General features: G+C 63.2%; 21 protein-coding genes and 1 tRNA gene. 16 read left to right on the forward strand and 6 right to left on the reverse strand.

What is annotated here, in order from left to right:
• Nucleotides 1-2: 2 nt before the first annotated feature.
• Both GJ698_RS14245 and GJ698_RS14250 read right to left on the reverse strand, forming a co-directional pair.
• The gene (locus tag GJ698_RS14245) at nucleotides 3-1,247 is read right to left on the reverse strand and encodes an efflux RND transporter periplasmic adaptor subunit (protein ID WP_154358281.1); all 1,245 of its coding nucleotides are present in this window, start codon (nucleotides 1,245-1,247) and stop codon (nucleotides 3-5) included.
• A gap of 129 nt (nucleotides 1,248-1,376) precedes the next feature.
• Nucleotides 1,377-2,348: an endonuclease/exonuclease/phosphatase family protein gene (locus GJ698_RS14250; protein ID WP_154358282.1), complete on the reverse strand. Its 972-nt coding sequence runs from the start codon at nucleotides 2,346-2,348 to the stop codon at nucleotides 1,377-1,379.
• Between the two features lie 23 nt (nucleotides 2,349-2,371).
• Here GJ698_RS14250 and ybaK point away from each other — a divergent pair, with 23 nt between their 5' ends.
• The 6 genes from ybaK to GJ698_RS14280 all read left to right on the forward strand — a co-directional run bounded on the left by ybaK (nucleotide 2,372) and on the right by GJ698_RS14280 (nucleotide 6,818).
• Nucleotides 2,372-2,863 (forward strand): Cys-tRNA(Pro) deacylase, encoded by a 492-nt coding sequence (gene ybaK / locus GJ698_RS14255; RefSeq protein WP_154358283.1) that lies wholly within the window; start codon nucleotides 2,372-2,374, stop codon nucleotides 2,861-2,863.
• A 59-nt stretch (nucleotides 2,864-2,922) separates the two neighbouring features.
• Complete coding sequence (plsY, locus tag GJ698_RS14260; RefSeq protein ID WP_154358284.1) at nucleotides 2,923-3,552, forward strand: glycerol-3-phosphate 1-O-acyltransferase PlsY; 630 nt, start codon at nucleotides 2,923-2,925, stop codon at nucleotides 3,550-3,552.
• Nucleotides 3,553-4,203 (forward strand): DsbA family oxidoreductase, encoded by a 651-nt coding sequence (locus GJ698_RS14265; RefSeq protein WP_154358285.1) that lies wholly within the window; start codon nucleotides 3,553-3,555, stop codon nucleotides 4,201-4,203.
• Nucleotides 4,204-4,298: 95 nt separating this feature from the next.
• Entirely contained in the window at nucleotides 4,299-5,351 is a 1,053-nt protein-coding gene (locus tag GJ698_RS14270) for a sensor domain-containing diguanylate cyclase (protein WP_154358286.1), read from the forward strand.
• Nucleotides 5,352-5,363: 12 nt separating this feature from the next.
• On the forward strand, nucleotides 5,364-5,654 hold the full coding sequence (locus GJ698_RS14275) for a DUF427 domain-containing protein (RefSeq protein ID WP_154358287.1): 291 nt from the start codon (nucleotides 5,364-5,366) through the stop codon (nucleotides 5,652-5,654).
• Nucleotides 5,655-6,818 (forward strand): metal-dependent hydrolase, encoded by a 1,164-nt coding sequence (locus tag GJ698_RS14280; protein ID WP_154358288.1) that lies wholly within the window; start codon nucleotides 5,655-5,657, stop codon nucleotides 6,816-6,818. It begins immediately after the preceding gene.
• Here GJ698_RS14280 and GJ698_RS14285 read toward each other — a convergent pair.
• The gene (locus tag GJ698_RS14285) at nucleotides 6,815-7,657 is read right to left on the reverse strand and encodes an oxidoreductase (RefSeq protein WP_154358289.1); all 843 of its coding nucleotides are present in this window, start codon (nucleotides 7,655-7,657) and stop codon (nucleotides 6,815-6,817) included. The genes GJ698_RS14280 and GJ698_RS14285 overlap by 4 nt on opposite strands.
• Nucleotides 7,658-7,771: 114 nt before the next feature.
• On the opposite strand from GJ698_RS14285, the gene GJ698_RS14290 reads away from it, so the two are divergent.
• Nucleotides 7,772-8,707, forward strand: coding sequence for a LysR family transcriptional regulator (locus GJ698_RS14290; protein WP_154358290.1), 936 nt, complete (start codon nucleotides 7,772-7,774; stop codon nucleotides 8,705-8,707).
• 177 nt (nucleotides 8,708-8,884) lie between these two features.
• Entirely contained in the window at nucleotides 8,885-9,067 is a 183-nt protein-coding gene (locus tag GJ698_RS14295; protein WP_154358291.1) for a hypothetical protein, read from the forward strand.
• Here GJ698_RS14295 and tsaD read toward each other — a convergent pair.
• A complete protein-coding gene (gene tsaD / locus GJ698_RS14300; RefSeq protein ID WP_154358292.1) occupies nucleotides 9,064-10,104 on the reverse strand; it encodes a tRNA (adenosine(37)-N6)-threonylcarbamoyltransferase complex transferase subunit TsaD in 1,041 nt (346 codons plus the stop codon). The two genes, GJ698_RS14295 and tsaD, sit on opposite strands and share 4 nt — an antisense overlap.
• Nucleotides 10,105-10,273: 169 nt before the next feature.
• Here tsaD and GJ698_RS14305 point away from each other — a divergent pair, with 169 nt between their 5' ends.
• Nucleotides 10,274-10,594 carry a Rieske (2Fe-2S) protein gene (locus GJ698_RS14305; RefSeq protein ID WP_154358293.1) on the forward strand — a complete coding sequence of 107 codons (321 nt, stop codon included), beginning with the start codon at nucleotides 10,274-10,276 and terminating at the stop codon, nucleotides 10,592-10,594.
• Between the two features lie 4 nt (nucleotides 10,595-10,598).
• Here the strand turns inward: GJ698_RS14305 and GJ698_RS14310 are convergent, their stop codons facing one another.
• Nucleotides 10,599-11,657: a 3-deoxy-7-phosphoheptulonate synthase gene (locus GJ698_RS14310; RefSeq protein ID WP_154358294.1), complete on the reverse strand. Its 1,059-nt coding sequence runs from the start codon at nucleotides 11,655-11,657 to the stop codon at nucleotides 10,599-10,601.
• 76 nt (nucleotides 11,658-11,733) lie between these two features.
• Between GJ698_RS14310 and ybiB the strand changes: the two genes are divergently transcribed.
• The 7 genes from ybiB to GJ698_RS14345 all read left to right on the forward strand — a co-directional run bounded on the left by ybiB (nucleotide 11,734) and on the right by GJ698_RS14345 (nucleotide 19,618).
• Nucleotides 11,734-12,720 carry a DNA-binding protein YbiB gene (ybiB, locus tag GJ698_RS14315; RefSeq protein ID WP_154358295.1) on the forward strand — a complete coding sequence of 329 codons (987 nt, stop codon included), beginning with the start codon at nucleotides 11,734-11,736 and terminating at the stop codon, nucleotides 12,718-12,720.
• A 34-nt stretch (nucleotides 12,721-12,754) separates the two neighbouring features.
• On the forward strand, nucleotides 12,755-13,960 hold the full coding sequence (locus GJ698_RS14320) for a BaiN/RdsA family NAD(P)/FAD-dependent oxidoreductase (RefSeq protein ID WP_154358296.1): 1,206 nt from the start codon (nucleotides 12,755-12,757) through the stop codon (nucleotides 13,958-13,960).
• 141 nt (nucleotides 13,961-14,101) lie between these two features.
• On the forward strand, nucleotides 14,102-14,314 hold the full coding sequence (gene rpsU, locus GJ698_RS14325) for a 30S ribosomal protein S21 (RefSeq protein ID WP_008451879.1): 213 nt from the start codon (nucleotides 14,102-14,104) through the stop codon (nucleotides 14,312-14,314).
• A gap of 123 nt (nucleotides 14,315-14,437) precedes the next feature.
• Nucleotides 14,438-14,887, forward strand: a complete 450-nt coding sequence (locus GJ698_RS14330; RefSeq protein WP_154358297.1) for a GatB/YqeY domain-containing protein — start codon at nucleotides 14,438-14,440, stop codon at nucleotides 14,885-14,887.
• An 84-nt stretch (nucleotides 14,888-14,971) separates the two neighbouring features.
• Nucleotides 14,972-16,768: a DNA primase gene (dnaG, locus tag GJ698_RS14335; RefSeq protein ID WP_371865310.1), complete on the forward strand. Its 1,797-nt coding sequence runs from the start codon at nucleotides 14,972-14,974 to the stop codon at nucleotides 16,766-16,768.
• 428 nt (nucleotides 16,769-17,196) lie between these two features.
• Nucleotides 17,197-19,437: an RNA polymerase sigma factor RpoD gene (gene rpoD / locus GJ698_RS14340; RefSeq protein WP_371865311.1), complete on the forward strand. Its 2,241-nt coding sequence runs from the start codon at nucleotides 17,197-17,199 to the stop codon at nucleotides 19,435-19,437.
• 102 nt (nucleotides 19,438-19,539) lie between these two features.
• Nucleotides 19,540-19,618 (forward strand) — tRNA-Ile (locus GJ698_RS14345).
• 362 nt (nucleotides 19,619-19,980) lie between these two features.
• On the opposite strand, the gene GJ698_RS14355 is transcribed toward GJ698_RS14345, so the two are convergent.
• Nucleotides 19,981-20,469, reverse strand: coding sequence for a DUF2726 domain-containing protein (locus tag GJ698_RS14355; RefSeq protein ID WP_154358298.1), 489 nt, complete (start codon nucleotides 20,467-20,469; stop codon nucleotides 19,981-19,983).
• Nucleotide 20,470: the final 1 nt, after the last annotated feature.

Raw genomic sequence — 20,470 nt, forward strand, 5'->3', positions numbered from 1 at the left:
AATCAGCCCTTGCTTGGTTCAGCGGCCTTGGCCTGGGCCGAGGGCGGTGCCTCGGCGGCGCTGGCGCCGGCCGGCAGCTTGACCAGCGCGCCCGGTTTCAGGCTGTCCAGGCGCGAGACGATGACGTTGGCGCCTTGCTCCAGGCCTTCGGTGACTTCGGCATAGCCTTCGTCGTCGTTGCGCAGGCCCAGCTTGACCGGCTGCGCCACCAGCTTGCCGGCGGCGACCTTGTAGACGATCTGCTTGCCATCCTTGTCGCTGCGCACGGCGGCCAGCGGCACGATAGGCGCCACGCCGGAGCGGTCGGTGACGATGCTGCCCTTGGCGAACATGCCGGCGCGCAGCGCGCTGTCGCCGTTCTTCACGGCGATATACACCAGCATCGCGCGCGAGCCGGCTTCGGTCGATGGATTGATGCGCGCCACCTTGCCGTGGAAGTCGCGCTGCGCGTAGCCGTCGACGCGGAACCTGACGTCCTGGCCGACCTTCACGCGCGGGATCTCCGAGGCCGGCACCTGCGCTTCCAGTACCAGCTCCGCCAGGTTGACGATGCTGTACACCGGCATGTCCAACGCCAGCTTTTCGCCGGCCTGCACGTGGCGCTTGCTGATCACGCCGTCGATCGGCGCCTTGATCACGCCGTCGTTCAGCGCGATGCGCGCCAGTTCGACCATGGCGCTGGCCGACTTGACCGACGCGCGCGCCAAGTCGACCGAGTTCTGCGTCGAATCGTAGGCGTTCTGCGAAATGTATTTCTGCTTGAGCAGGGCCTGGCTGTTGGTTTCGTTCTTGGTGGCCAGTGCCAGCCTGGCCTGCGCTTCATCCAGCATGGCCTGCTGCTGTTGCAGGCGCGCGCGCAGGTCGGCCTGGTCGATGCGGGCCAGCACCTGGCCGGCGCTGACCGCCATGCCTTCCTGCAGCGTGGTGGCCTCCACCACGCCCGAGACCTTGGACTTGATGGTGGCCGAACTCAGGGGCGCCAGCGAGCCGGAGAGGGGCAAGCTGACCGCCAATGAGCGGGCGTCGACGGCGGCGATGTCGCCGCTCGACAATTCAAAGATGTCTTTTTTCTCTTTGGCCGGCGTGGCCGAGGCCGAGGCTGCGGCTGGCGCGGCCTCCTGCTTGCCGCGCAGGACGGTCCAGCCGCCGCCGGCCAGCGCGATGACGACCAGCGCCGCGGCCGGCTTGCGCCAGCGCGCGCTGCGCACGGTGGGCTGGGAAAGTGGGGGTAAAGTTTCTAGTTTCATATCGTTTTTCTGGCCTGAAGTGGTCTCCGCATGCTGCCACTTTAGGCATTTGCAAGGGCTGCGGCCATGCGCATGCGACAAGCGGTGCAAAAGCACGCCTGAACTGCAGAAAAACGGGGGTGACGGCGCTTAATACAGTTTCAGGCGCACCAGGACCTGGCCGTGGTCGGAGGCTTCCGGCCGCGCCTCGGTCAGGTGTTCGTTCAGGTATGTAACATCGACCACCTCGCCGACCGCGTGGCGCGAGGCCGGATTGAACTCTTCCGACACCAGCACGTGGTCGATGGTGGCGTGGCGGCCGTCGTGGGCGATGGTGTAGCCGCTGTCGCGCCGGCGCTCGCGGCCGGACTGGATCTGGCGGCTGTCGAACAGCTGGCCGTGCAGTTCCTCGCCCGGTTCGCAGGCGGCGCCGCCGCCCATCACGATGTGGGTGGTGACGGCGTCGACGGTGTCGTTGAAGTCGCCCAGCACCACGCGCGGGCGGCGCTGTTCCTTGTCCATTTCGCTGAGCAGCGCGCGCAGCGCCACCGCCTCGGTGCCGCGCCGGATCAGCGAACGCAGGTTGGCCTGGGCGTGCAGCATGGGATTGTCGCCGGTGTCGCCGATGCGGTAATCGGGCCGCTTGGATTTCAGGTGCACCACGATGACGTCGATGACGCGCTCGTCCGGCAGGCGCAGCTGCACGTGCAGCGGCGCGCGCGCGAAGCGGTCGGCGTCGCGGCTGCCTTCGGGCAGCGCCACGCCTTGCGGGAACATGATGTAGGCCTCGGCCGGGGCGGCCAGCGGCAGGCGCGAGATCAGCGCCAGCTCCGGCGTCATGCGCGGCGCGCCGGTCAGCGGATCGGGCGGCGGCGTGAAGCCGGTCAGCGTGGCGTGGCGATAATGGGTGCTGCGCGCCAGCACGTCGCGCAGGGCGTCGAGCGAGAAAATTTCCTGCAGGCCGATGACGTCGGCGTCCAGCTGGTCCAGCTGCTGCGCCGTCCAGGCGACTTTCGCTTCATACTCGGCCTCGGTCAGGGGCGCCAGATTGTCGTACAATTTCGCCCCAGGCTGGGAAAGATTGCAAACATTGAAAGTGGCAAAGCGAATTTCCTGCTGCATAATGGACAACTCCCGATCTCACCATGGCTAAAAAAGAGCATATCTCCGAAACCCCCGCCACCCAGCTGCTGCGCAAGCACAAGGTGGCGTTCACCGAGCACCCGTACCACTACGAGGAGCACGGCGGCACCGGCGTGTCCTCGCGCGAGCTTGGCGTCGACGAACATCACGTGGTCAAGACCCTGGTGATGCAGGACGAAGCCGCCAAACCGCTGATTGTGCTGATGCACGGCGATTGCAAGGTCTCCACCAAGAATCTGGCGCGCAACATCGGCTGCAAGTCCGTTGAACCGTGCAAGCCGGAGGTGGCGTCACGCCACAGCGGCTACATGATCGGCGGAACTTCGCCGTTCGGCACCAAGAAGACCATGCCGGTGTACGTAGAGGATAGCATCCTTGCGCTGGAAACGATTTATATCAATGGCGGCAGGCGCGGCTACCTGGTCGGCATCGCGCCCCAGGTGCTGGTCGACCTGCTGGGCGCCAAGGCGGTGCACTGCGCTCTGGCCGAGTAGGGCGCGGCGGTGTATATTCAGCAGCCCTTTCCGGGCGATAACAAGAATTTGAGGAAAAGATGAATACAGTTTGGATGACCGTGGCCGCCTACCTGATCGGCTCGATCTCATTTGCCGTTGTCAGCAGCAAGTTGTTCGGCCTGGCCGATCCGCGCACCTACGGCTCGAAAAATCCCGGCGCCACCAATGTGTTGCGTAGCGGCAATAAGGCCGCCGCCATCGTCACCCTACTGGGCGACGCCTTCAAGGGCTGGCTGGCCGTGTGGCTGGCGATCTGCTTCCAGGAGCGGCTGGGCGTCGGCGACGCCACCGTGGCGCTGGTGGCGCTGGCGGTGTTCCTGGGCCACCTGTGGCCGGTGTTCTTCCGCTTTGTCGGCGGCAAGGGCGTGGCGACCGCGGCCGGCGTGCTGCTGGGCTTGAATGTCTGGCTGGGCGTCGCCACCTTGGTGACGTGGGCCGTGGTGGCGTTCGCCTTCCGCTATTCGTCGCTGGCGGCCCTGGTGGCGGCGGTGTTCGCGCCGTTCTATTATGGTTTATTGTTCGGTGTGGAGCCGCAGCTGGCCGCCGTGTTCATCATGAGCGTGCTGTTGGTTTTCCGTCACGCAAAAAATATCTCCAACCTGATCGCCGGGAAGGAAAGCCGCATCGGCAGCAAGAGCAAGGATGCGGCCAAGAAGAAAGGTAAATAAATGGCTACTCCGCTGAAAATCGATTTCGTCTCCGACGTCTCCTGCCCATGGTGCGCCATCGGCCTGAAGTCGCTGGACAAGGCGCTGGCCGCCATCGGCGACGACGCCGACGTCACCATCCACTTCCAGCCGTTCGAGCTGAACGCCGCCATGCCGCCGGAAGGCCAGGACATCGGCGAGCACCTGACCGAGAAATACGGCTCGACGCCGGAGCAGCAGCAACAGGCGCGCGAGATGATACGCTCGCGCGGCGCCGACGTCGGCTTCGAGTTCGCGATGGACAAGCGCGGCCGCATCTACAACACCTTCGACGCCCACCGCCTGCTGCACTGGGCCGGCCTGCAGGGCAGGCAGAAGGAGCTGAAGGAGGCGCTGTTCAAGGCCTACTTCACGCAGGGCCTGGACCCGAGCGCGCACGAGGTGCTGATCTACCTGGCCGGCGAAGTGGGCCTGGACAAGGAAGCGGCGCGCCAGGTGCTGCATTCCGGCGAATACGCCGGCGACGTGCGCCAGGCGGAGGAATTCTTCCACCGCCACGGCATCAACTCGGTGCCGGCCGTGATCATCAACGAGCGCCACCTGATCTCCGGCGGCCAGCCGGCCGCGGTGTTTGAAAAAGCGCTGCGCGACATTATGGCGAAATCGGCATAAAAAGTGCCGGCCAGGCGGGAGAGGCCGCTCCCGCCGATCTTGTTTTGCTATAAACTCCCTGGGTAAGAGATTGTTGTCACTATCCAGGGAAGCCCATGCTGGCCGCAGAAAAAGTACACACGCTGTTTACCGCCAAATCGCCGGCCGATAATTTCCGCATCGCCGCGCTGCACCGCTATCACATCCTCGACACCCCCGCCTGCGAAGACTTCAGCTTCCTGACCGAACTGGCGGCGAAAATCTGCGAGGCGCCTTACGCCTTCATTTCGCTGGTCGATGCCGAGCGCGTGTGGATCAAATCCTGCGCCGGCATGCACATGGGCGAACTGCCGCGCGGCGAGAGCTACTGCTCGCTGGCGGTGCTGGGCGACGCCGTCACCGAAATCCCCGACCTGCGGCTGGACCCGCGCACCGCGCAGATGCGGCTGACCGTCAGCGAACCCTATATGCGCATGTACAGCAGCGTGGCGCTGACCTCGTCGGACGGCTTCGCCATCGGCACGCTGTGCGTGCTGGACACGCGGCCGGGACGCCTGAGCGACGACAAGCGCGCCATGCTGGCCAAGCTGGCGCGCCAGGTGATGGCGCTGATCGAACTGCGCGCCAACGAGAAAACGCTGGAAGCCACGGTGCGCGAGCTGGAAATGCTGGCCACCACCGACGACCTGACCGGCCTGCACAACCGCCGCTCGCTGCTGCACCGCCTGAAGTTCGAAACGGCGCGCGCCAAGCGTTTCCGCTCGCCGCTGTCGGCGGTGATGATCGACCTCGATCACTTCAAGAAAATCAACGACGAACATGGCCACGCGGTGGGCGACCAGGTGCTGACCTCGCTGGGCAAGCTGCTGCGCGAGAACGTGCGGGTGATCGACATCCCCGGCCGCTACGGCGGGGAGGAGCTGTGCGTGATCCTGCCATCGACGCCGCTGGAAGGCGCCTGCAAGTTCGCCGAAACGCTGCGCGCCAAGATCGAGGCGCAGGTGCATTACGCCGGCACGCAGCCGGTGCACGTGACGGCCAGCCTGGGCGTCGGTTCGTTCGATCACATGGAAATCGCGGATGCGGAAAGCCTGCTGCGGCAGGCCGACACCGCGCTCTATCGCGCCAAGCACGGCGGCCGCAATCGCGTGGAGTGCGGCGCCACATAAAGGAGACTGGTCATGCCTACCGCTAGCTGGAATGGCGTCGTCATCGCGCAGGCGAACGACGACGAAGTTGAAATCGTGGAGAACAATGTCTACTTCCCGCCGTCCAGCGTGAAGCGCGAATATCTGCAGGCGAGCAGCCACACCTCGCGCTGTCCGTGGAAGGGCCTGGCCAGCTACTATTCGCTCAACGTGAACGGCAAGGTCAACGAGAACGCGGCCTGGTACTACCCGGAGCCTTCCGAGAAGGCGGCGCAGATCAAGGATCACGTGGCGTTCTGGCGCGGCGTCGAGGTGCAGCGCTAATTGGATAACATCACCCATAGCATCATCGGGTTTGGCGTCGGCGAGCTTGTGCACCGCAGCTTGCCGGCGGAAGCGGACACTGTGGCGCAGCGCGTGCGGCACCGGCTGCTGCTGGTGTCCTGTGCGCTGGCCAGCAACTTCCCCGATCTCGACCTGTTCCTGACCAGGCTGCTGCCCGATCCGCTGGGCTATCTGCTGAACCATCGCGGGCATACGCATACGGCGCTGTGGGCGGTGCCGCAGGCCTTGCTGCTGGCGGCCTTGTTGTGGCTATGCTGGCCGTCGGCGCGGGCGCTGCTGCGCGCCAGCCGGCCGGCGCGGCTTGGCCTGGCGCTCAGTGTGGGGCTCGGCTTTGCGCTGCATCTGCTGATGGACTTCACCAATTCGTATGGCGTGCATCCGTGGTATCCGTTCGACGGGCGCTGGCTGTACGGCGATATGGTGTTCATCGTCGAGCCGCTGTTCTGGGTGGCGATCGGCGTGCCGATGGCGTTGATCATGCGCTGGCGCGGGCTGCGCATCGGCGGGTTGCTGGTGCTGTTCGGCGCCTTGGTGGTGTTTGCGGCGCGCGGTTATCTGGGCTGGATTTCGTTTGCGGCGCTGCTGCTGATTGCGTTGATGTGCGGCTGGGCGCAATGGCGTTCCGGCCCGCAGGGACGCGGCGGGCTGCTGCTGGCGCTGGGCGTCAGCGTTGCCTTTATCGGCGTGCAGGGCGTGGCCTCGCACGCGGCGAGGGTGCAAATCACGGCGGCCGTGAAGGCCATGAATCCCGATGTGCAGGTGCTGGATGTGGCGCTGACGGCGTTCCCGTCGCAGCCGCTGTGCTGGAGCTATATCACCATGGAAGTGACCGGCGCGCAGTACCGCATGCGCGGCGGCGTGGTCCATCTGGCGGACGGCAGCTGCCCGGCCGGGCTGTCCATAGCGCCGTCGGCGGTGACCGGCAGCGTGCAGGAACTGCGCGCGCTGAAGGCCGGCAACTGCCAGGTCGACGCCTGGCTGCGCTTCGGCCGCATGCCGCTGCTGGCGGATGGCATGCTGTCCGATTACCGCTTCGCGGGCACGCCGCGCGGCAATTTCACCACGCTGCATATTTCGCCGACCGCCCCATGTCCGGCTGGCGTGCCGGCGTGGGGCTATCCGCGCGCGGACCTGCTGAATTAGGCGTGGTCGGTGGAGAGGGCGAGGTCCAGCCACTCCGCCATCTCTTTTTCGACGAACTGGTTTTTGGCGCGCACGCGCTGCACCGTGTCCGAACCCAGTTGCAGGCGCACCGGCGGCGTGGCGCTGTCGGCCAGTTGCAGCAGGGCGCCGGCCAGCTTGAGCGGATCGCCGGGCTGCGCATGATTCACGTCCGCCGCGAACGAGCGCATCGCGCCGACCGTGGCGGCATACGAATCGATGCGGTCGCGTGTCGACACCAGCGAGGTCGTGTCGAGGAAGTCGGTGCGGAAGAAGCCCGGTTCCACCACGGTGACCTGGATGTTCAGCGGCTCCAGTTCCATCGCCAGCGCCTCGCTCAAGCCTTCAACCGCGAACTTGGTCGAGCCGTACACGCCCCAGCCGGCATACGACGAATAGCCGCCCACCGACGAGATGTTGATCACGTGCCCGCTGCCCTGGCGGCGCATCACCGGCAGCACAGCGCGAGTGACGTTGAGCAGGCCGAAGACGTTGGTCTCGTACACGGCGCGCACTTCCTCGCCGCTGGCTTCTTCCACCGCGCCGAGCAGGCCGTAGCCGGCGTTGTTGACCAGGACGTCGATGCGGCCGAAGCGCGCCACCGCCTGTTGCGCGGCGGTGATGGCCTGGGCTTCCAGCTTGACGTCCAGGCGCAGCACCAGCAGGTTGGGATGCTCGCCCAGCGCGGCGGTAACAGTGTGCGGATCGCGTGCGGTGGCCACCACCAGGTCGCCGCGCTCCAGCGCTTTTTGCGCCGTCAGGACGCCGAAGCCGCGCGATGCGCCGGTGATGAACCAAACTTTTTGTGCAGTGCCAGTCATGATGATTTCCTTTCGGTGTGTGAGTTGATGGAGGCAAGTTTAGGCCGCCGTTACCTGCTACACTAGCCATAGGAAAGCTGTTTGATTTTCACCTTTTGGTTGTAAATAAAAACCATGGATAAAGCCCGGGTCATCAGTTTGTTCATTGGCGTGGTGCGCGCCAAAAGCTTCAGCCAGGCGGCGGTGGATGCGGGGCTGACGCCGCAGGCGGTCAGCAAGGCGGTGCGGCAACTGGAGGAGCATCTGGGCGTGCGGCTGTTCCACCGCACCACGCGCAGCCTGAGCCTGACCGACGACGGCGCGCGGCTGTTCGAGCTGGCCAATCCCGGCCTGCGCCTGCTGGACGAGGCGCTGGAGCAGATCCAGAGCAGCCGGCTGGAAGTCGAGGGCCTGATCCGGCTGGCGGCGCCGACCTCGATCGGCAACGCCATCATCGTGCCGCTGCTGCAGGAGTTCCAGCAGCGCTATCCGGGCACGCATTTCGACATCCAGCTGGACGACCATTTCACCGATCTGGTGGAAAGCAAGATCGACGTCGGCTTCCGCGCCGGCGGCCCGCCCGAGCGCAACCTGGTGGCGCGCGCGCTGGGCGACATGATGCTGCTGGTGTGCGCCACGCCCGGCTATCTGGAGCGCTTCGGTGTGCCGCGCACGGTGGCCGACCTGGCGCGCCATCGCTGCACCGGCTTCCGTCATCCCAATACCGGCCGCATGATGCCGTGGGAGCTGCACGTCGACGGCGCCACCGTCTACCAGGACGTGCCGGCGGTGGCCAGTTTCAATACGGTGGAAGGGGAGCTGGCGTCGGTGCTGTGCGGGACCGGCATCGGCCAGGTGCCGGTGTTCATGATCGAACGCGAGCTGGCCGCCGGCGCGCTGGTGCCGCTGCTGACGCAGACCATCACCTCCAATCGCGGCGTGTTCATGTACTACCAGCAGCGCACGCAGATGCCGCTGCGGGTGCGGCATTTCATCGATTTTGTCTCGGCACAGGCGCCGTTGCGCCTTCAAGGGCAGCGCCGGGCTGTCAATGCGGCGAAAGCAAGATAACTGCGGAAATAGGTGCGTGTGTGCACGGTTGCGGTGCTCGAAGCGTTATATCGTGTGGCAACTTCACCACAAAAGCGCCTAGAATCAAGCTGACTAGGCAGCTTTCTGCCTATTTGGTTGGCACAACAATTGCATTGCCCTCCAGAAAGGACGATGATCGATTACATGGAGGCTGTTATGAATACCGCAACTGAAAAAGACAACAACACCGTCGTGCACGAATCGCCGGCCGACGAACATCGCCTGCGCAGCGAGCGCATTGCCGCCCGTGGCGTCAGCCTGAGCAAAGGCAAGGCCAAGTACTGGATCCCGCTGGTCGGCCTGGCGGTTCTCGCCGGCATGGCCTTCGCGTCGACTTAAATGACCTTGAGCTCGTCGAGCGGCCAGCGTGGCCGCACGTTGAACGAGTAATCCTTCTTCGCAGCGTCCGGATTGATCATCAGTCGCCGGGCGCCTGCGAACGCGATCATCGCGCCGTTATCGGTGCAGAATTCCAGCTCAGGGTAGTAGACCTTGAACCGCTTCTTGGCGGCCGCCGCGTTCAGTGACGCGCGCAGCTGGGCGTTCGCGCCCACGCCGCCGGCGATCACCAGCCGCTTCAGGCCGGTGTGCTTGAGCGCCGACACGCATTTCGCCGTCAACACTTCCACGATCGCATCGACAAAGCCGCGCGCGATATTGGCCTTGTCCTGTTCGCAGATGTTGGCGATGACTTTTTCCTCGTGGTTCTTCACCACCGTCAGCACCGCCGTTTTCAGGCCGGAGAAGCTGAAGTTGAAATCCTTGGTGTGCATCATCGGGCGCGGCAGCTTGTAGGCCGCCGGATCGCCGAATTCGGCCAGGCGCGAAATCGCCGGACCGCCCGGATAGCCCAGGCCCAGCAGCTTGGCCGACTTGTCGAAGGCTTCGCCGGCCGCGTCGTCCAGCGTTTCGCCGAGCAGCGTGTACTGGCCGACGCCGTCCACCCGCATCAGCTGGGTGTGGCCGCCCGAGACCAGCAGCGCGATGAAGGGGAATTCCGGCGGTTCCGACGCCAGCAGCGGCGACAGCAAATGGCCTTCCAGGTGGTGCACGCCCAGCACCGGCTTGTCCATCGCCAGGCCCAGGCTGCAGGCCACCGAGGAGCCGACCAGCAGCGCGCCGGCCAGGCCGGGGCCCTGGGTGTAGGCGATGGCGTCGATGTCGTCCAGCGTCTTGCCGGCCTGTTCCAGCGTCTGCGTCAGCAGCGGAATGGCGCGGCGGATGTGGTCGCGCGAGGCCAGTTCCGGCACCACGCCGCCGTATTCCTCGTGCATGGCGACCTGCGAGTGCAGGGCGTGGGACAGCAGGCCGTGTTGCGTGTCGTACAACGCCAGGCCGGTTTCGTCACAGGAGGATTCAACGCCAAGAACGATCATGGAAGCAGCAAATTTCAAAAGGGGAATCCGCCATTGTAATGGAAAGTGCGTGCAAGCATGCACCAGCAGCGCGCCGGACCGCACTGGCCGGGTGCGGAATTTTGCCAAATGGACAGAAATTCGATGGCATCGGTTTTGCTTAGAAAACAGGCAACGCAGGGAGGAAGCTATGTCTGGACAATGGAAACTGATATGCAAACTAAAGGATGTGCCGCTGGATGGCGGCGTGCGCCTGGTGCCACGCGGGCTGGCCTGGCAGGAGTTGCCTGGCGTGGCGCTGTACCGCAGCGGCGAGGAAAGCGTGCATGCCGTGCTCGAATGTCCGGGCCTGGACGCGCGCTACAGTAATGCGCTGCGCTATTCGGTGAAGCTGGAGAGCGGCAAGGTCTATCTGGACCTGGAAGAACTGAGCGCCCCGGCCAGCAAGGCCGAGGCGGCGCTGGCGGGGACGTTCGGCGTGGCCACCAGCCTGGTGGCCTACTGCTACTGAGCGCTTACGGGCGGCCCAGCAGCTGCTTGTGGGCGTCGCGCAGCATCTGCTCGGTGGTGTCCCAGTCGATGCAGCCGTCGGTGACCGAGCAGCCGTACTTCAGCTGGCTGAGGTCGGCCGGGATCTTCTGGTTGCCGCCGACGATGTTGGACTCGATCATCACGCCCACCAGCGACTTGTTGCCCTGGACGATTTGATGGATCACGTCCGCCATCACCAGCGGTTGCAGTTCCGGTTTCTTGTAGCTGTTGGCGTGCGAGCAGTCCACCACCAGGTTGGCCGGCAGCTTGGCCTTGGCCAGCGCCTGTTCGGCGATCGCGATCGACACCGAGTCGTAGTTCGGCCGGCCGTCGCCGCCGCGCAGCACCACGTGGCCGTAGGCGTTGCCGCGGGTGCGCACGATCGACACATTGCCCTGCGCATTGATGCCCAGGAAGGAGTGCGGATGCGCCGACGACAGGATGGCGTTGATGGCGATGCTGATGTCGCCGTCGGTGCCGTTCTTGAAGCCGACCGGGGTCGACAGGCCGGACGACATTTCGCGGTGGGTCTGCGATTCGGTGGTGCGGGCGCCGATGGCGGTCCAGGCGATCAAGTCGCCCAGGTACTGCGGCGAGATCGGATCGAGCGCCTCGGTGGCGGTCGGCAGGCCCAGTTCGCACACGTCCAGCAGGAACTGGCGCGCCTTTTCCATGCCGACGTTGACGCGGAACGAATCGTCCATGTCCGGATCATTGATATACCCCTTCCAGCCGGTGGTGGTGCGCGGCTTTTCGAAATACACGCGCATCACCAGCAGCATGGTGTCGGCCACTTCGGCCTGCAAGGCTTTCAGGCGGCGGGCATAGTCCAGGCCGGCCACCGGGTCGTGGATCGAGCATGGGCCGACGACCACGAACAGGCGCTTGTCCTGGCGGTCGATGATGTTGCGCAGGGCTTCGCGGCCCTTCATCACGGTCTCGGAAGCCAGATCGGTCAGCGGCAGCTTGCTGTGCAAGGCTTCCGGCGACGGCATCGGAGCAAACGAGGTGACGTTGACGTTTTCAATGTCTGGGGAAATCATGATCTCTACAGTAGTGTTTTATTTCGGGGGACAGATAGTGTAGCCGAAATGCACGCTCGTGGTTTAAGCTGATGCCATGACACCAAACACCGAACCTTTTGCAGCCGCACGTTTCATCAAGGAAATAGGGCGCGGCAAGAACGGCGCCCGCAGCATGAGCCGCGACGACGCCCACGATTTGTACCAGGCCATGCTGGACGGCCGCGTCTCCGATCTGGAGCTGGGCGGCATCCTGCTGTCGATGCGCATCAAGGGTGAGTCGGTGGAGGAGATCGCCGGCTTCCTCGACGCGGCCGAAGCTTCGTTCGAGCCGTTCAACGCGCCGCCGGGCCAGTTCGCGCCGGTGGTGATCCCGACCTACAACGGCGCCCGCAAGATGGCCAACCTGACGCCGCTGCTGGCCCTGCTGCTGGCGCGCGAGGGCGTGCCGGTGCTGGTGCACGGCGTCGCCACCGACCTGGGCCGCGTGGCGACGGCGGAAGTGTTTGCCGCGCTGGGCGTGACGGCGGCGCGCCACCGGTCCGAGGCGGAGGAGGCCATGTCGCAGGGCAAGCCGGCCTTCATCACCATCGAGACCATGGCGCCCAAGCTGGCCTATCTGCTGTCGCTGCGGCGCAAGCTGGGCGTGCGCAATTCGACGCACACGCTGGTCAAGATCATGCAGCCGTTCGCCGGCGCGGCGCTGCGGCTGGTGTCGTACACGCACCCGGAATACCTGGAAATGCTGGGCGAATACTTCACCACGGCGGCGCTGCACGAGCGCGGCGACGCCTTCCTGATGCGCGGCACCGAGGGCGAAACGGTGGCCAACGCCAACAAGGCGCAGCAGATCGACTGGTTCCACGGCGGCCTGCGCACGACCCTGGTGCCGAAGCAGACGCTGGTCGGCGAACTGCCGCTGCTGCCGGAAAACAAGGACGCGGCCACCACGGCGGCCTGGATCCAGTCGGTGCTGGACGGCGAGGTGGCGGTGCCGCCGCCGATCGCCGAACAGGTGGCGCAATGCCTGCTGGTGGCGCGGACGATCCTGTCGCGCCAGCATGTCAGCGAGCCGATAGAGTAGAATCTCGCCCCTTCACTGAAACGACGGGAATCCCATGGCAAAGTTTGATGTAGCGGTAATCGGCGCAGGCGCGGCCGGCATGATGTGCGCGGCCACTGCCGCCCAGCGCGGCCTGCGTGTGGTGCTGATCGACCACGCCACCAAGCTGGCCGAGAAAATCCGCATTTCCGGCGGCGGCCGCTGCAACTTCACCAATGTGAACGCCGGCCCGGCCAATTTCCTGTCGGAGAATCCGCACTTCTGCAAGAGCGCCTTGTCGCGCTACACGCCGGCCGACTTTGTCGCGCTGGTGAAGAAGCACCGCATCGGCTACCACGAGAAGCATCGCGGCCAGCTGTTCTGCGACGACTCCGCCGAGCAGATCATCGAAATGTTGAAGGACGAGTGCGCTGGCGGCGACGTCCACTGGCGCATGCCGTGCAAGGTGGAACGCCTGGCGCAGGGCGCGGAAGGCTTCGTGATCGAGACCGATAGCGGCACGATCGAAGCGCCCAGCGTGGTGATCGCCACCGGCGGCCTGTCGATCCCGAAAATCGGCGCCACCGACTTCGGCTACCGCGTGGCCCAGCAGTTCGAGCTGCGCATGGTCGAGCCGCGCCCGGCGCTGGTGCCGCTGACCTTCGACGCCCAGCAGTGGGCGCCGTTCGTGGAAATGTCTGGCATCGCGCTGGAAGTCGATGTGGAAACCGGCTCGCTGAAAGGCCGCAACCCGACCGGCGCGCGCTTCCGCGAAGACCTGCTGTTCACCCACCGCGGCCTGTCCGGCCCGGCGATTTTGCAGATTTCCTCGTACTGGCAGCCGGGCACGCCGATCGTCATCAACCTGCTGCCGGAGCTGGACCTGGCCGCCACGCTGATCGAAGGCAAGAACACCATCAAGAAGCAGCTGGGCAATGTGCTGGCGCAGTGGCTGCCGACCCGCCTGGCCGAAGGTTTGCTCGTGGCACACGGTTTCGCGCTGGATGCACGCCTGGCCGACTTGCCGGATGCACAACTGCGCAAGCTGGGCGCTGCCATCAATCAATGGTCGCTCACGCCGAACGGCTCCGAAGGCTACAAAAAGGCCGAAGTCACGCGCGGCGGCATCGACACGCGCGAACTGTCGCAACAGACCATGATGGCGACCAAGGTGCCGGGCCTGTATTTCATCGGCGAAGCGGTGGACGTGACCGGTTGGCTGGGCGGCTACAATTTCCAGTGGGCCTGGGCTTCCGGAGTGGCGGCGGGCCAGGCGGTCTGATATACTGGCTGTCTGCACCGTGTTGTTTTTCCTATGAAAGCCGCATGTCTGGCTGTTCCCGACAGCTGGTGGCTTCCATTTTTCGGAAAAAGCTGCTATAGTCTCTGTCTCCCTATAACCTCCAACGGTTTGAATTTTTACATGACCACTATTCGCCTTAAAGAAAACGAGCCGTTCGAAGTCGCAATGCGTCGCTTCAAACGCACCATCGAAAAAACCGGTCTGCTGACCGAACTGCGCGCACGCGAGTTCTACGAAAAGCCAACGGCTGAGCGTAAACGCAAGCTGGCTGCTGCAGTAAAGCGTCACTACAAACGCATTCGCAGCCAACAGCTGCCGAAAAAACTCTTCTAAGATTGCTTACGCAGACCAACCTGGCGCATGCCGGTTGCGTTTAGCGGCATCTAAGAGATACCCGCTCCGGCTAGCCGCAGCGGGTTTTCGCATTTTTACTCCAAATTCTTTGAAAGAAACGCCATGGCCTTGAAAGAACAAATCACCGAAGACATGAAGAACGCAATGCGTGCCAAAGAAGCTGGCCGCCTGGCGACCATCCGTCTGATCCTGGCGGAAATCAAACGCAAGGAAGTGGACGAGCGCATCGACGTCAGCGACGAGCAGACCGTCGCCATCATTGAAAAAATGATCAAGCAGCGCAAGGATTCGATTACCCAGTTCGAAGCCGGCGGCCGCGCCGACCTGGCCGACATCGAAAAAGCCGAACTGGCCGTGCTGACCACCTACATGCCAGCCGGCCTGTCGGACGAGGAAATCGCCGCTGAAGTCGCTGCCGCCGTGGCCGCCTCGGGCGCCGCCGGTCCGCAGGACATGGGCAAGGTCATGGGCATCGTCAAGCCGAAGCTGGCTGGCCGCGCCGACATGACCGTCGTGTCCGCCCTGGTCAAAAAAGCGCTGACCCCAGCGTAAGTACCCGCCGCCGCGGTTTGATGCGCATCAAGGCGCATCGGCTGCGGCGGTATAGCCTGATTACCACCAAGACCGTCCAGCCCTGTGATACCACAAACTTTTATCGCCGATTTGCTGAACCGCGTCGATATCGTCGACGTGGTCGGCCGTTACGTGCAGCTGAAAAAAGGCGGCGCGAACTACATGGGGTTGTGCCCGTTCCACAACGAGAAGTCGCCCAGCTTCACGGTCAGCCCGACCAAGCAGTTTTATCACTGCTTCGGCTGCGGCGCGCACGGCACCTCGATCGGTTTCATGATCGAATATTCCGGCATGGGCTTTGTCGATGCCGTCAAGGAACTGGCGCAGAACGTCGGCATGGTGGTGCCGGATCAGGACGACAAGATTCCGCCGGCGCAACGGGCGCAGATGCAGGCCCAGAGCATGGCCCTGACCGACGCCATGACGCGCGCCAGCGACTTTTACAAGCAGCAACTGCGCACGGCGCCGGATGCCATCGCCTACCTGAAAAAACGCGGGCTGACTGGCGAAATCGCGGCCCGTTTCGGCCTCGGCTACGCGCCGCACGGCTGGGACAACCTGCGTTCCGTGTTTCCCGATTACGAAGTGGTGGCGCTGGCCGAGTCCGGCCTGGTGATCGACAAGGTGGACGAGGACGGCGGCAACCGCAAGCGCTATGACCGCTTCCGCGAGCGTGTGATGTTCCCGATCAGAAATACCAAGGGCCAGGTCATCGCCTTTGGCGGACGGGTCATGGACCAGGGCGAACCGAAGTACTTGAATTCTCCCGAAACGCCTTTATTTTCAAAGGGCTTCGAGCTGTATGGCTTGTTCGAGGCGCGCCAGGCGATCCGCGATGCGGGCTATGTGCTGGTGACGGAAGGCTATATGGACGTGGTGGCGCTGGCGCAGATGGGTTTCCCGCAAGCCGTGGCGACCCTGGGCACCGCCTGCACCACCCACCATGTGCAGAAACTGTTGCGTCAGACCGACACGGTGATCTTCAGTTTTGACGGCGACAAGGCCGGCCGCCGCGCAGCGCGGCGCGCGCTGGAAGCCTGTCTGCCGCACGTGACGGACAACAAGACCATCAAGTTCCTGTTCCTGCCCACCGAGCACGATCCGGACAGCTATGTGCGCGAATTCGGCAAGGAAGCCTTTGAGCAGGAAATTCACGAGGCGATGCCGCTGTCGCAGTTCCTGATACGCGAAGCGTGCGGCGAGCACGACCTGAACAGTCCGGAAGGCCGGGCGCGCGCGCAGTTCGACGCCAAGCCGATGCTGCAGGCCATGACGCCGACCTCGCTGCGGCTGCAAATCGTGCGCGGCCTGGCGCAGCTGACGCAGACCTCGCCGTCGGAGATCGAAGTGCTGTTCGAGCTGGCCAAGCCGGTGGCGCTGACCAAGATCGCGCCGCCGCGCGGTGGCCGGCCGCAGCCGAAAGGGCTGGAGTTGCAGATCATGCGCCTGCTGATCGCCCATCCGGCGCTGGCGCAGGAAATCGACGAGGCCGCGCAGACCGCGTTCCAGTTCTTCGGCCAGGAGTCGGCCGAGCGGCTGGCGCAGCTGCTGGCGGCGGCGCGTTCAATGGGCGAGGGCGGTGCGTTTGCCGCCTTTGCCCAGCATTTGAAATCGCAGGGCGAGGAGTACGACGGCATCATTGCGGAAATCGTCAAGGAGCCGGAAACCGAGCGCGACACCGAGCGCGTGGTGCTGCGGGCGGCGATACGCCAGGTCAAGCACGATGCCTTGAAGCATGAGTTGAGCCAGTTGTTCGCGGCTGGCCTGTCGTCCGACGAGATCGGCGTGCGCTACCGGGAGTTAACCGCCCAGCAAGACCAGTTGTTGCGCGAGGCGCAGGCGGAGTTGCCTACCCGTTAAAGTTGTAGGGCGTTTTGTTGCGTAATGTTTCTGTCATTATTCCAACGGCAGACCTGCGGGTCTTCCCTCTGGAAATTGAAAAGTGACGTGCTATAATAAAACGCTAAGTGTTGTATGTTTTGGCATCGTTTTTCTGTTCAGAGTGTGTTTGTTTTCAGTGAGTTAGGCTCTTGATCGACGCGGAAGGACGGGTGTCGGCGGCCAGGGCCAGCTACGGTTCAGCAAATAGTCTGTTTGCTATCTAACCGAGTCACGGTTTCTTGCCCCCACGCACGTGTCTGATGCAGTAGAATTCCCCGGAGTTCTATAGAGTAGGTCGGCCTGACCCAGGTGTAAGTAAGTCGTAGTATTGTCGGACTTGTGTAGTCGGCAAGTTCGAAGACGTAGTGATCTTAGGATCGAAACTTTATCCGTAATCGAAAGCGCCTGTGCCAATCAAGAAACCTGAATCCAAAGCGGCTGTAAAGCCGACTAAAGTGAGCGCAAAATCCGCGAAAACGGCGGACAAGCCGGAGACGCGCGTTGCCAGCAATCCGCCGGTGGTCAGCCAGACCACGGACGCGGCCACGCTGGCGGCGATCGATACTTCGGGCTACGTGCTGCCTTCGGTCAAAGTGCCGGGCCGGCGCGGGCGCAAACCGAAAGAATTCCAGCCTGAGAACGACGAAGTCGCCGCGCTCAACGCGGTCGAACGCGCCGAGCTGAAGGCGGTCGACAAGGCCAAGGCCAAGGACCGCAAGGCCAAGGAAAAAGCGCTACTGAAGGACGCCTTCTCGTCGGACACCGAAGCGACCGAGGAAGAGCTCGAACGCCGCCGCCAGAAACTCAAGACCCTGATCAAGTTCGGCAAGGAACGTGGTTTCCTCACGTACGCCGAGATCAACGACCATTTGCCCGACAATATCGTCGATCCGGAAGCGATCGAAGGCATTATCGGCACCTTCAACGACATGGGCATCGCCGTCTACGAGCACGCGCCCGATGCCGAGACGCTGCTGCTGTCCGACAATGTCGCCACCGTCACCTCCGACGACGAAGCCGAGGCGGCCGCCGAGGCGGCGCTGTCCACCGTCGATTCCGATTTCGGCCGCACCACCGACCCGGTCCGCATGTACATGCGCGAGATGGGTTCGGTCGAGCTGCTGACCCGCGAAGGCGAGATCGAAATCGCCAAGCGCATCGAGGACGGTCTGAAAGACATGATCCAGGCGATCTCCGCCTGCCCGGTGACGATCGCCGAGATCATCGCCGCGTCCGACCGTATCCGCGCCGATGAAATCAAGATCGACGAAATTGTCGACGGCCTGGTAGACGAAAGCGAAGACGCACCACCGGCCCCGGCCGCCGCCAGCGACGAGGACGAAGAGGACGACGAAGAGCAGGAAGAGGAAGAAGAGGAAGAGGAAGAAGCCAGCCCGTCAGGCGCTGCCGCCGGCTACTCGGCCGAACAGCTGGAGGCGCTGAAAAACGCTTCGCTGGAAAAATTCGACACCATTTCCCTGCAATTCGACAAGATGCGCCGCGCCTTCGAGAAGGAAGGCTACAACTCCAAGGCCTACGTCAAGGCGCAGGAAGCGATCTCGGCCGAGCTGCTGGGCATCCGCTTCACCGCCAAGGTGGTCGAGAAGCTGTGCGACACGCTGCGCGGCCAGGTGGACGAAGTGCGCCACATCGAGAAGCAGATTCTGGACGTGGCGGTGAACAAGTGCGGCATGCCGCGCGCCCACTTCATCAAAGTCTTCCCTGGCAATGAAACCAACCTGGAATGGGTCGATGGCGAAGTGGCCGCCGGCCACGCCTACAGCGCCATTCTGGGCCGCAACATCCCGACCATCAAGGAACTGCAGCAGCGCCTGATCGACCTGCAGGCCCGCGTGGTGCTGCCGCTGCCGGACCTGCGCAACATCAACCGCCAGATGGCGGCCGGTGAAATGAAGGCGCGCAAGGCCAAGCGCGAAATGACCGAGGCCAACTTGCGCCTGGTAATTTCGATCGCCAAGAAATACACCAACCGCGGCCTGCAATTCCTCGACCTGATCCAGGAAGGCAACATCGGCCTGATGAAGGCGGTGGACAAGTTCGAATACCGCCGCGGCTACAAGTTCTCGACCTATGCGACGTGGTGGATCCGTCAGGCCATCACCCGCTCGATCGCCGACCAGGCGCGCACCATCCGGATTCCGGTGCACATGATCGAGACCATCAACAAGATGAACCGCATCTCGCGCCAGATCCTGCAAGAGACGGGCGCGGAGCCGGACCCGGCAACCCTGGCCATCAAGATGGAAATGCCAGAGGACAAGATCCGCAAGATCATGAAGATCGCCAAGGAACCGATTTCGATGGAGACGCCGATCGGCGACGACGACGATTCGCACCTGGGCGACTTTATCGAGGACAACAACACGCTGGCGCCGTCTGACGCCGCGCTGCACGCCTCGATGCGCGGCGTGGTCAAGGACGTGCTCGATTCGCTGACGCCACGCGAAGCCAAGGTGCTGCGCATGCGTTTCGGTATCGAAATGTCGACCGACCACACGCTGGAAGAAGTGGGCAAGCAGTTTGACGTGACGCGCGAGCGGATTCGTCAGATCGAAGCCAAGGCCTTGCGCAAGCTGCGTCACCCAAGCCGTTCGGACAAGCTGAAAAGCTTCTTGGAAGGCAACTAAGACTTGACTGGGGCTTGTGCTAGCCCTTATGCTCGCGTGCTCGGCGCAAGCCGGGTGCGCGTCAGCGAGGCTAAGCAGGCTCCAGCGCAGCAACATCCCTTAGGGCCCTTAGCTCATGCTTGGTTAGAGCAGCGGACTCATAATCCGTTGGTGCCCAGTTCGACTCTGGGAGGGCCTACCATCTTTCAATAGCTGCTCTTGAGCAGCTATTATTTTTAGTGCCTCTTCTGCCGGAACTCCCGCATCCCCGATGATCTGGAGCGCGGTCTTAAAGTCCGGCATCCTGTCTCCCCTCATGTACCTATCCAGTGTTGATGCTGGAATCCCCCACATCTGTGCGGCCCGTCGTGCAGAACGTCCACCTAAAGCTTTCTCTATCAGTTCTTCGTAGTTCATAGTAATTTCCAATTAGCAATGCATCCAAATGGATGTATTATCAGTGCATCCGTTTGGATGCATCTGTTTGGAGCTGTTTTGGCTCCGTCTGGATGTAAACGATAGCACATTGCGGCACAGGTTTAGCAGATTCCGTGACTTGTAACGCTAATTCGATTGCGCGGTAAGTCCGGACACTTTCTTGAATGCGGTTTCGATGTCTTGGCGTAGCTGAATAGGGGTGGGGTAGTCGCGGTAGCGGATCGTTTGGTAACCGGCATTTCTGAGCATTGCGTCTCTGTCGGCATCTTGCGCAGCCTTGTTGTTATGTGATGGGTCGTCTAGTTCTATCACTGCTATGGGCGTCAGCGTTTTAGTGCAGACCAGGAAATCTGCGATTTTCCGGTCGAAGCGATTCCGGTCCTGTCGGTCGGAAGTTGTCAGGAGTGCCGCTAGCGGCATTTGGGGGAATACGGCGCAGTCGGTAAGCGTTTCGGTGAGTCTGAAGTACATCTGCTGTTCTCTGGCTGTAAGCGGTCGGCGGGGTTGCAGTTTCAGATGGCTCAGCGGTTTTAGTTTGCTTGATTTTTTCGGGCTTGAAAAAACCGCAATGAAAATTCCGGCTAACACGATCGCGAGGATGACGAAATTGTTCATG

Source organism: Duganella aquatilis, assembly GCF_009674565.1.
Classification (GTDB): Bacteria; Pseudomonadota; Gammaproteobacteria; order Burkholderiales; family Burkholderiaceae_D; genus Rugamonas; species Rugamonas aquatilis.

What these genes read in the sequence shown, in the direction of transcription:
- GJ698_RS14290 (WP_154358290.1), top strand. Translation starts at nt 7,772, where the DNA reads ATGGATAAAGCCCGGGTCATCAGTTTGTTCATTGGCGTGGTGCGCGCC.
- GJ698_RS14320 (WP_154358296.1), top strand. Translation starts at nt 12,755, where the DNA reads ATGGCAAAGTTTGATGTAGCGGTAATCGGCGCAGGCGCGGCCGGCATG.
- GJ698_RS14265 (WP_154358285.1), top strand. Translation starts at nt 3,553, where the DNA reads ATGGCTACTCCGCTGAAAATCGATTTCGTCTCCGACGTCTCCTGCCCA.
- GJ698_RS14330 (WP_154358297.1), top strand. Translation starts at nt 14,438, where the DNA reads ATGGCCTTGAAAGAACAAATCACCGAAGACATGAAGAACGCAATGCGT.
- GJ698_RS14275 (WP_154358287.1), top strand. Translation starts at nt 5,364, where the DNA reads ATGCCTACCGCTAGCTGGAATGGCGTCGTCATCGCGCAGGCGAACGAC.
- tsaD (WP_154358292.1), bottom strand. Translation starts at nt 10,104, where the DNA reads ATGATCGTTCTTGGCGTTGAATCCTCCTGTGACGAAACCGGCCTGGCG.
- GJ698_RS14295 (WP_154358291.1), top strand. Translation starts at nt 8,885, where the DNA reads ATGAATACCGCAACTGAAAAAGACAACAACACCGTCGTGCACGAATCG.
- GJ698_RS14355 (WP_154358298.1), bottom strand. Translation starts at nt 20,469, where the DNA reads ATGAACAATTTCGTCATCCTCGCGATCGTGTTAGCCGGAATTTTCATT.
- ybaK (WP_154358283.1), top strand. Translation starts at nt 2,372, where the DNA reads ATGGCTAAAAAAGAGCATATCTCCGAAACCCCCGCCACCCAGCTGCTG.
- GJ698_RS14250 (WP_154358282.1), bottom strand. Translation starts at nt 2,348, where the DNA reads ATGCAGCAGGAAATTCGCTTTGCCACTTTCAATGTTTGCAATCTTTCC.
- GJ698_RS14285 (WP_154358289.1), bottom strand. Translation starts at nt 7,657, where the DNA reads ATGACTGGCACTGCACAAAAAGTTTGGTTCATCACCGGCGCATCGCGC.
- GJ698_RS14245 (WP_154358281.1), bottom strand. Translation starts at nt 1,247, where the DNA reads ATGAAACTAGAAACTTTACCCCCACTTTCCCAGCCCACCGTGCGCAGC.
- GJ698_RS14305 (WP_154358293.1), top strand. Translation starts at nt 10,274, where the DNA reads ATGTCTGGACAATGGAAACTGATATGCAAACTAAAGGATGTGCCGCTG.
- rpsU (WP_008451879.1), top strand. Translation starts at nt 14,102, where the DNA reads ATGACCACTATTCGCCTTAAAGAAAACGAGCCGTTCGAAGTCGCAATG.
- ybiB (WP_154358295.1), top strand. Translation starts at nt 11,734, where the DNA reads ATGACACCAAACACCGAACCTTTTGCAGCCGCACGTTTCATCAAGGAA.
- GJ698_RS14270 (WP_154358286.1), top strand. Translation starts at nt 4,299, where the DNA reads ATGCTGGCCGCAGAAAAAGTACACACGCTGTTTACCGCCAAATCGCCG.
- GJ698_RS14310 (WP_154358294.1), bottom strand. Translation starts at nt 11,657, where the DNA reads ATGATTTCCCCAGACATTGAAAACGTCAACGTCACCTCGTTTGCTCCG.
- plsY (WP_154358284.1), top strand. Translation starts at nt 2,923, where the DNA reads ATGAATACAGTTTGGATGACCGTGGCCGCCTACCTGATCGGCTCGATC.